The following is a 9,199-nucleotide window of genomic DNA, read 5'->3' as shown; positions in this document are numbered from 1 at the left end:
CCCCACGTCTCCAGCTGGTCAGCCGCAGCCGCACGGAACGTATCCGCCGCGCCGAGCAGAACCTTGTGGCCCATGCCGATGAGCACGCGGGACAGCTTACCGGTGGTGGTGGTCTTACCGGTTCCGTTGACGCCCACCACCATGATCACGGCCGGCTTACCCTCGTAGGGCATGGCCTTGATGGAGCGGTCCATGTCCGGCTTGCAGGCATCGATCAGCGCCTCGCGGAGCATGCCACGGGCTTCTTCCTCGCTGGAAACGCCATTGACGGCGATGCGCTCGCGGAGGTCGTCAACGACCTTCATCGTGGTTGGGGTACCCAGGTCCGCCATCAGGAGGGTGTCTTCGATCTCCTCCCATGCGTCCTCGTCGAGGTCGCCGGCACTCAGGATGCCGAGCACGCCACGGCCAATGACATTCTGCGACTTGGACATGCGACCGCGCAGCTTGCCCAGGCGGCCCTGGACGGGCGCGATCTCCTCGCGCTGTTCTGCGGGGGCTGGCTCGGGTTCGGGAGTCGGCTCAGGCTCGGGTTCCGGCTCGGAGATCGGCTCTGGTACCGGTTCTGCTTTAGGCTCAGCGACAGGCTCCGGCTCCTCCACCGGCTCTGGCTTGGGCGTGGGCGCCGGGGTCGGAGCAGCCTTCGACGCCTCTGGTTCGGGTGTCGGCTCGGGCTCTGGGGTTGCTTCCGGCTCTGGGGTTGCTTCCGGCTCGGAGGTCGCTTCTGGTTCCGGCGTCGGTTCCGGGGCAGCCTTGGGCTCTGGGGTTGCCTCCGGGGTTTCCTTCGGCTTCTTCAGCTCCTGGTCGGGGCGCAACTCCGGCTGCTTCTCGGCGGTCGCGGCACCGGCTCCGGCGCCACCACCGGCGGTGAAGTTAAACCCGCCCTGGGCCTTGTAATCGCCACTGCTGGGCTTCTTCTGCTCGATCTCCTCCTTCTTCTCGAAGGAAACCTGCTTCGCCTTGTTTCGGCGCAAACCCAGAACAACAAGAATCGCCACGACAATGGCGAGAACCAAAAGTCCAATGAGGACCCACATCAAGACAGTATTCATAGCCTCCAGTGAATCAGAACTTCGCGGCTAATGCCGACTCACGGTTAGACAGTCGGCCCGAACACGCCGCGGACCATGGCGTCTGCCATGACGATGTCTCCGGTCACTAGGTCCGGCACCAACCGCGCCATGGCCGCCCATCCCGGGTAGGCGCTGAGCAGTTTGCCCAGGCTGGACATCTTCTTGTGCGCGTACATGCGGGTGGCCAGGGCGAACACCATGGAGATCACGGGCGCCAGCGCCCAACGGTTTTCCGGAGTATCGGTATCCACACCCTCCAGCCGGTCGAAGCGCACGCGCGCGGAGAGGTACAGCTGCCGGTTCGCGGCCTTCACCTTGCGCAGCAGCGTGACGGCGGTCTTCATCAGTTCCGGGTCGCCCAGCAGTTCGGAGAGTTCGGCGCGCTTATTGAAGGTCTCGAACACGGCGATGAGGCGGCTGTTTTCCTCGCTCAGCGCGCCCGGCACTACCCCGGCCTTGCCGAAGAACATGTCCAGCACGGCCTTCTGCTGTGCCGGATCCATGTGCGCGATCTGCACGGTGGTGCTGTCGATGCACGCGGTATCCAGGGACACGTCGCGGCCGGTATCGACGGTCTGCACGGCGGGTTGCCCGGCGACCTTCTTGAGCTCTTGCCGCAGGCGCTTGTCTTGTTCTTTTTCTTCTGACGCCCCTTCGGGGTCAACCAGCGACATGTCCCCCAGGATCTCGAGAGCTGCGATCCACGGGGTGTTCGAGCGCTCGGCTTCGGCTCCCACCAGGGTGGAGTGCACCAGCCCGGAGAGTATGAACTGCGCGGGGCGGTCGGCGGCGGGAACCAGGGACTGCGACATGGCGTGGACGGATTCGCGCGGGTTGTTCGTCAGCGCGGTGCGCAGGTTGTCCAGTGCGTCGAAGCGTCCGCGCAGCCAGCCGGCCTGCACGTCCCAGAGGGTAGACAGCGTGGCGGTATCGCCGGGGAGATCTTCGGATTCGCCGCCTAGGAAGGCCGCCAACCTCACCCACGGATCGGTGTCAGCGTCTTCCTTGTTAGCTCCGAAGTAACCTTCGGCCTGCGCGACGGCGCTGTGCTGGCCCGCGGCGACGGGAGCGCGCAGGTAATTGAAACGGTCGCGGCCGAATAGCTGCACGCTCAACGGGCCGGCGCCTACGAGCTCGGCCGGTAGGGTGCCCTGGGCTAGAGTGCCCAGATCTAGGCCACCTGCTTCACTGGGCGTAGCCTGCAGCTCTACGAAGTATGCGGGTTGCCAGGGCGCGGTGATGGGCCAGACCCACGCGCCGGCGCCCGGCGCACCGAACTGCACCGGGGTCTCCTCGGATTCGTCCTCGCCGTGGATGAATAGGGCGTCCCCGTCGACGGAGGCGGTGTAGTCGAATCCGGGCACGATGCGGGCCAGGCGAACGCTTACGCGGCGGTCCTCGACGAACTCCAGCTCGATGGCTCCGGAGGTCAACGTGGCCAGGGACCCGGCGGCGCTGGCGAGATCTACGAACCAGGTGACCTCGTCTATCGTTTCCAGCTTCAGGGTGCGCACGGGCGAGCCGTGATGGTCGCGGATCACCACGCGGGCGTCATCCATCAAAGCCAGGTTCTCCGCCTTGGAGCCCATGCCCGGGCGGAAGCCGGGGCGCACGCGGAAGCGGGTCTGCGTGTCGATGGCACGGGCGGAGACTTCGATGGGGTCGGTGCGCCACATCGGATCCTCCCCCTGCATCGTCAGCTGGTAGCGAAGGCGGGAGGGCTTGACGATGACGGGCAGCGCGTCACCCGCCTCGGTCTGTACGACGGTGGTGCTAAAGCGGTCGGTGGGACCCAGCTTCTGGGGCGGGATCTTCTCGAAGGGCTTCTCCCCCGGCAGCAGGCGGACCGTCACGGGGCTTAGTCCCCCGGCCATCGGCAGGCGCGTTTGGGTGCTGGGCCCGCCGAATTCCATCTCCAGGGAAAGCCCCTCCACCAGGGCGTATTCGTGCCGGAAGGATTCATTGCGGGGGCCGCGCAGACGCACCAGGTACTCGCCCACCCACGGGCTATCCCACGCCTCGGGGTCGAAGACGTCGAACACGCCGCCCTCGGCGGGAACCTCCAGCGGTTCCTCGTCGGAGACGGCCTCGCCGGTCTCGCCGGGCCCCGCATAGGCGGAGACGGATAGGTACCAAATCTCGTCCGCGCCGGAGATCGTAGGCGGGAACTCCACCTGCAGGCTCTGGGAGTGGATCACCTTGCCCGAGGTGGTCTCCACGCCACCCACCACGTCGTCAGGCTCCACGAACTGGGCGCGCTGGCGCGGGTCCACGGCACGCACTCCGGCCATGGACGGGCTGCGCTCGCCCGGCTTGGCGATGTGCAGGCTCAGGGATTCGCTTAAGTCCAGCAGGCGGATGACCCAGCCGTTCCAGCTCTTCATCGGCTGTTCTTCCAGCACCGGGATGTCCGCCCCGGTCACCGGGTCCACGGCAGAAGTCTCGGCGGGAACCACCACGTACACCTGCTCGTGGTGCAGGGAAACCCGGTCGGTCAGATCCGTGCCGCGGATGGTGAACACCAGCACCGGATCCTCGGTATCCACCAGCGGCAGCTGCCAGTGCTGGCCGTCGTTGGCGTTGCGCACACTGACCTTGCGCAGCGGCTGGCGCACGGGAATGTCCAGAATCTCCGTCACGGCCCGGCCCGCGTTGTCCGCATGCATGGTGCGGAAGGCTGCGGGTTCGCCGTCGAAGTCCAGGCGCCAGCGCACCTCGGTGTGTACCTTCCCCTCGCTCTCCAGAGGCTGCGAGGGCAGGCGCAGAACCACGCGCTGGCGCAGCGTATCTAGCTGCAGGCGCGGCTGGTCTTCGCGGTGTGCCACGCCCACGCTGTGACGCCGATCCTGCGTGCCCACCGGCCTTTCCCGCAGCTCTTCAATCACATCCTCCAGGATGAGTGCGGGCAGCTCCACGGCGGGAAGCGTGTACTCCCAGGAGTCCGGGTGCGCGGCGGCGTGGGAGACGATCTCCACGATCGGGGCGATCAGCTTCACCGCCGCTTCCGGCAGGGTGGCACACAGTGGGCCGACCTGGCGCGGTTCGTCGGCCAGCTCAGCCACGACTGCCCGCGCAATATCGGCAGCTTCGGCCCCCTCCCCACTGACCCCACTGTCTTCGCTGTCCGCCCGGCGGTTATCCACCAGTTCGATCAGCTCCGGCACCCAGTCCGAGGCGATGCCCACGTGGGCAAACAGGCGCCCGAGCTCCCCGTCCGGCCCGCCGGATACCGCGTCCATGGGATCCAGCCCAGCGGCGGAGAGTAATTCCCCAAAGCGCCCCTCGATCAGCTGGGTACGTGTGGGCGTCGGCTCCAAACCAAGGCCGTACCAGTACTCGGCTGGCAGTTCCGAGACCTCATTGAACCGCGCGGCGCGGGAGAGCAACGTGGCGATCGTCAGCGCGGGGCAGGCCTGCAGCAAGGCCTCCTCCGTGGAACCGGCGGCGACTTGGCGGGCGATGAAGGTGCCGAAGAAGCGGCTGGTGCGCTCCAACTCGTCGCCGTTGATGTCTAGCTCTACGAAAAGTTCCACGTCGGCCAGCTTTCCGGCCAGAGCCGCCTCAGTGGACGAGGCCCACGGCAGGAGCGAATCCTGCATGTCGGAGATTGGGCTGGTGGTAGATGCTGCGCTGGCTGAAGTCTTCTCGCTGGAACTCACGCGACCATCCTACGTCACCGGTCAGGAGGTCTTCTCGGGAGCCATCCTCTGCGAGATCACCCTGGTCACGCCGTCACCGCGCATTGTCACGCCGTACAGCACATTGGCTACGTCCATGGTGGGCTTCTGGTGCGTAATGACGATCAGCTGGGAATCCTTCCGCAGCTCCTCGAACAGGGCAATCAGGCGCCGCAGATTCACGTCGTCCAGCGCGGCCTCGACCTCGTCCATCACGTAGAACGGGCTCGGGCGCGCCTTGAAGATCGCCACCAGCATCGCCAGCGCGGTCAGGGACTTCTCGCCACCGGACAGCAGCGACAGGCGCTTGACCTTCTTGCCCGGCGGGCGGGCCTCGACTTCGATGCCGGTGGTCAGCATGTCGTCCGGGTCGGTGAGCACCAGCCGGCCCGCGCCACCCGGGAACAGGGTGCTGAAGACCTGTGGGAAGGCGACCTCGACGTCCTGCCATGCCTCGGTGAATAGCTGCAGGATCGTGGCATCCACGTCCGCGATCACCTCGTGCAGGTCGTTGCGCGCCCGCTCCACGTCGTCCAGCTGCTGGGCTAGGAAGTTGTAGCGCTCCTCCAGCGCCTTGAACTCCTCGAGCGCCAGCGGGTTCACCTTGCCCAGGGAGTTCAGCGCCTTCTCGGTCTTCTTCAGCTCGGCCTTGGTGGCGGCCGCGTCGAAGTCTTCCGGCAGCTCTTCGGCCAGCAGCTGCTCGGCGGTGAGCCCCAGTTGTTCCATCGCCCCAGCCACGGCCTGCTCGATCTTGACCTGCGCCTGGGTGCGCGCCAGCTCGGCGGAGTGCGCGTTGTCGTTCATGCGCCCCAGATGAGCGGTCAGTGCGGAGACCTTGTCACGCTGCTGTGCCATCGTGGACTGCCATTGCTTGTGCGCCTGCTCGGTGTGCGAGCGGTTGGCTTCGGCGGTGGCCAGCGCGTCGGCGATGCGTTCGGCGATGCGCTGAGCCTGTTCGCGCACGCAGGTGGCCATTTCGCGGGCGGCTGCCCGGCGGGCCTGTTGCTGCTGGTGGTGCTTGCGCGCGGCCTCTTCTGCGCGGGCCTGTCGGCGCAGGTTCTCGGCCCGTCCGCGGGTGGATTGCGCGCGTTCCTCGGCGGTACGCTGCGCCAGGCGGGCCTCCATCTCCATGGCCTTGACCTGCGAGAGGTGCAGAGCGGCGGCATCGCGCTCTGCCGAGGAAGGCTCGGTCGTGTGCTCCTCGTCGTCCACGCGCGCCACGCGGTCGGCCAGCTCGTCGAGTTCCTCGGTGGCCTTCGCCAGGCGCTGTTCGGCGGATTGCTGTTCGGCGGTGCTGCGCTCGAGCTGGCGTTGCGCGGCTTCGCCCTGCTTCTGCAGTGCGCTCAGGCGCTTAGCCGCCGCGTCGCGCAGTGCCCGGTGTTCCTGCTCCGCCGCGCGCGCCGCAGCCGCCGCGGTACGCAGGTCGCTGGCCGCGTCGAGCGCTCCGGATAGTGCGGCCTGCAGGTCGTCTAGTTCCTTCTTTTTCTTTGTGACGCCCTCTGTCTCCGCCGCAATCTTATCCGCCAACTCGACAGGGGTGGTCCCGCCGGAACCGCTGGCGACCCACCCGGCGCCGTAGACGGAACCGTCCTTGGTCACCGCACGCAGGCGCGGGTCCGCGGCCACGACCTTCCGAGCCTCCGCGGCACTGCTCACGGCCACCACGTCCACCAGCAGAGCCGTCAGGGGGCGCAGCAGGTCTGCGGGTACGTCCATCAGGTCCAGCAGCCACTTGCCCGCGGAAACGTCCGTATCCAGGCGGAACGTCGCGCTCGTATCCCCCTCCGGGGCTCCCGGGTCCAGCAGCACCGCGCGGCCTTCGCGGGCATCGGTGAGGGCGGAGATGAGGGCGTCAGAAAGAGGGGCAACAATTCCCGAGCTCGCCGCATCGCCCAAAACGGCGGCCGCGGCGGCACCCCATCCGTCGTCAATGTGCAGCTGCTCGGCCAGGCGGCGGGTGACGATGCCCTCCTTGTCGGCGGCGCGGACAACCACCGCAGCGCCGTCGGTGGGTGTCAGGCGGTCCTGCCAGGCGGCAATGGTGGCCTCGGCGGTGGCGATGTCGCGCTCCAGCTGCAGTTGCTCGGCGCGCAACTGTTCGGCGCGCTCCTCCGCGCCGGCGGCCTCGCGGTCGGCCTGGGCGCGGGTTTCCTCCAGGTCGCCGCCGGAGGCTTCGGTCTCGCGCAGAGCCTCCTCCGCCTCGGTGATGTCCTCCATCAGGCCGTCGAGGGTTTCCTGCTGCTCGGCAGCATTTTCCTGCAGGCGCTCGACCTCCGCGGCGGCGTTGTCGCGCTGGGTGGCGGCGGCCTCGTGTTGGGCAAGCAGGCGCACCACGCCCTCGCGCCGGTCGGCAATAGCTCGGACCTGGGCGAAATGTTCTTGTTCGGCGGCGCGGGCGGCCTCCTCGGCCTCGGCTACCTGCTCGGCGATCGTCTCCAGCTTCTCAGCGGCGATCTCCACGTTCTCTTCCAGCTCGGCCTGCTCCTCGGCGGCGCGCTCGGCGCGTTCCAGCAGCTCTTGCGGGTCGGGGCCCGACCATTCGGCGACCTGAGCCTGATCCGCACGGTCGGTGGCGATACGCAGGGTGGCGGAGTTCTTCTCCTGCACTGCGGACAGCCGGTACCAGAGGTTTTTCGCCGCCTCGGCTTCCTCCAGGGCTGTGCGTAGTTCTTCCTCGGTGACGGCCAGAGTCTCGCTGTGTTCCTCCAGCTCCGCCTGCAGTTCAGCGCGCTGTTCGGCCAGCATTTCACTGCGCCGCGTCGAGTCGTTGAGCTCCTCGGATAGCTGCTTGACCTTGTGCGCAGCCAGCTGCACGCGCGTACTGCGGATGGTGGCCTGCACGGCGGAGGCCTTCTGCGCGGCCTCTGCCTGGCGCGCCAGCGGCCCGAGCTGTTTGCGCAGTTCGTCGGTCAGGTCGTGCAGGCGGTCGAGGTTGGCCTGCATGTTGACGAGCTTGCGTTGCGCCTTTTCTTTTCGACGCCGATGCTTCAGCACACCGGCGGCCTCTTCGATGAAGGCGCGGCGCTCCTCGGGGCGCGATTCCAGGATCTGCGATAGTCGGCCTTGCCCGACGATCACGTGCATTTCGCGGCCGATGCCGGAGTCACTCAGCAGCTCCTGGATATCCATCAGGCGAGCCTTGGCCCCGTTGATCTCGTATTCCGACGCGCCGTCGCGGAACATGCGGCGGGTGATGGAAACCTCGGAATATTCGATGGGCAGCTTGCCATCGGAATTGTCGATAGTCAGAGTGACTTCCGCGCGTCCCAGTGGCTTGCGGTCCCCCGTTCCGGCGAAGATGACGTCTTCCATCTTCCCGCCGCGTAGGGTCTTAGCGCCCTGCTCCCCCATGACCCAGGCCAAGGCATCCACAACATTGGATTTTCCGGAGCCATTCGGCCCCACCACGGCGCAGATGCCCGGCTCCAATTTCAGGGTCGTCGCGGACGCGAAGGACTTGAATCCTTTGAGCGTCAACGACTTTAAGTGCATTGCCTGATGCTATCAAAGCGATCCGGCGCTAAGCAGCTTCCTGCGCCCTAAACACCCAAGTGTTTTGCAACACGAAGTTGAGAACCGTAGCGACGGCCTGGGAAACGAACCACGACCAGAACAGTGCGTGTGGCAGATCTGCTCCCCAATGTCGCATCAGAGCATCTACGACAACTGCTGTTATGAAGCAAATGGTGTAAACCACCGCGGCACGAGCCTTCTCAGCTCCTGAACGATCCCCCTGGAACGTGAAAAAGCTGTTGAGGTAGTAGGCAACCGTGCTTCCCACAATGCAACTGCAAGCACGCGCGACGAAGCCAATGACTCCGAGATTGAGCAGCAGCGTCCTCGTCCCGAAGTCGAAGCACGCCCCGACCACGCCGACAAGCGTGAATGCGCCGATTTTTTTCGTGAAGCTCCCTAGCTCTACCACCGGGTTTGGTACCACCACTTACCGTCGTCGTGCTTCTTGCACTCACGCTTTACGTTAATCCAATGCAGGCCACGGTTTTCCCCCGAAGAGAGAATACACTTTCCGTGAGAGTCAAAAGGGCCCTTCCACTGCGCCGCCGCACTTGCGGTGCCTACCGAAGCTCCCCCTCTGCAACCAGGGTTAAGGTGACCAAAACACAATTTGCGAAACGCTTACTCATTTCACATTCCTTTCCTTTCGAAAACGTGGATCCCGCTCTTGAGCTCCAGTTGAGCGGGACATATTCACGCTACAAACAGAAAGTGAGGGAGATAACCCTTTTAACCAAAAGCATTAAATCATCTCAGCTTGGACTTATCACTGAGTCGAAATTGCCCGGCGCTGGCACTCCGGGTCCGTGCCATCCCAGCACTCGACGTTCTTCAACTCCGGCAGGTTGTCGCGGTGGAAGATCGGATCCATGCCAGCGGCCTTCTGCTGGGAGAAGTCCCGCAGCAGCTTGATAGCCACACCACCCAGCGGGA

Annotated in this window: 4 protein-coding genes and 1 pseudogene; all 5 read right to left on the bottom strand. The window is 65.8% G+C overall.

What is annotated here, in order from left to right:
- On the bottom strand, positions 1-1,052 hold a 1,052-nt coding region (locus Q0331_RS10610), incomplete at its 3' end, for a signal recognition particle receptor subunit alpha (RefSeq protein WP_298076308.1).
- A 44-nt stretch (positions 1,053-1,096) separates the two neighbouring features.
- On the bottom strand, positions 1,097-4,732 hold the full coding sequence (locus tag Q0331_RS10605) for a hypothetical protein (RefSeq protein ID WP_298076307.1): 3,636 nt from the start codon (positions 4,730-4,732) through the stop codon (positions 1,097-1,099).
- 21 nt (positions 4,733-4,753) lie between these two features.
- Positions 4,754-8,242 carry a chromosome segregation protein SMC gene (gene smc / locus Q0331_RS10600; RefSeq protein ID WP_298076305.1) on the bottom strand — a complete coding sequence of 1,163 codons (3,489 nt, stop codon included), beginning with the start codon at positions 8,240-8,242 and terminating at the stop codon, positions 4,754-4,756.
- Between the two features lie 28 nt (positions 8,243-8,270).
- On the bottom strand, positions 8,271-8,693 hold the full coding sequence (locus Q0331_RS10595; protein WP_298076304.1) for a GtrA family protein: 423 nt from the start codon (positions 8,691-8,693) through the stop codon (positions 8,271-8,273).
- A gap of 339 nt (positions 8,694-9,032) precedes the next feature.
- Positions 9,033-9,199, bottom strand: a pseudogene (locus tag Q0331_RS10590) (sodium:alanine symporter family protein); the annotation flags it as partial.

It is taken from the genome of uncultured Corynebacterium sp. (genome assembly GCF_937999985.1).
Lineage (GTDB): Bacteria > Actinomycetota > Actinomycetes > Mycobacteriales > Mycobacteriaceae > Corynebacterium.
This window is presented reverse-complemented; position numbering and strand designations above follow the sequence as displayed.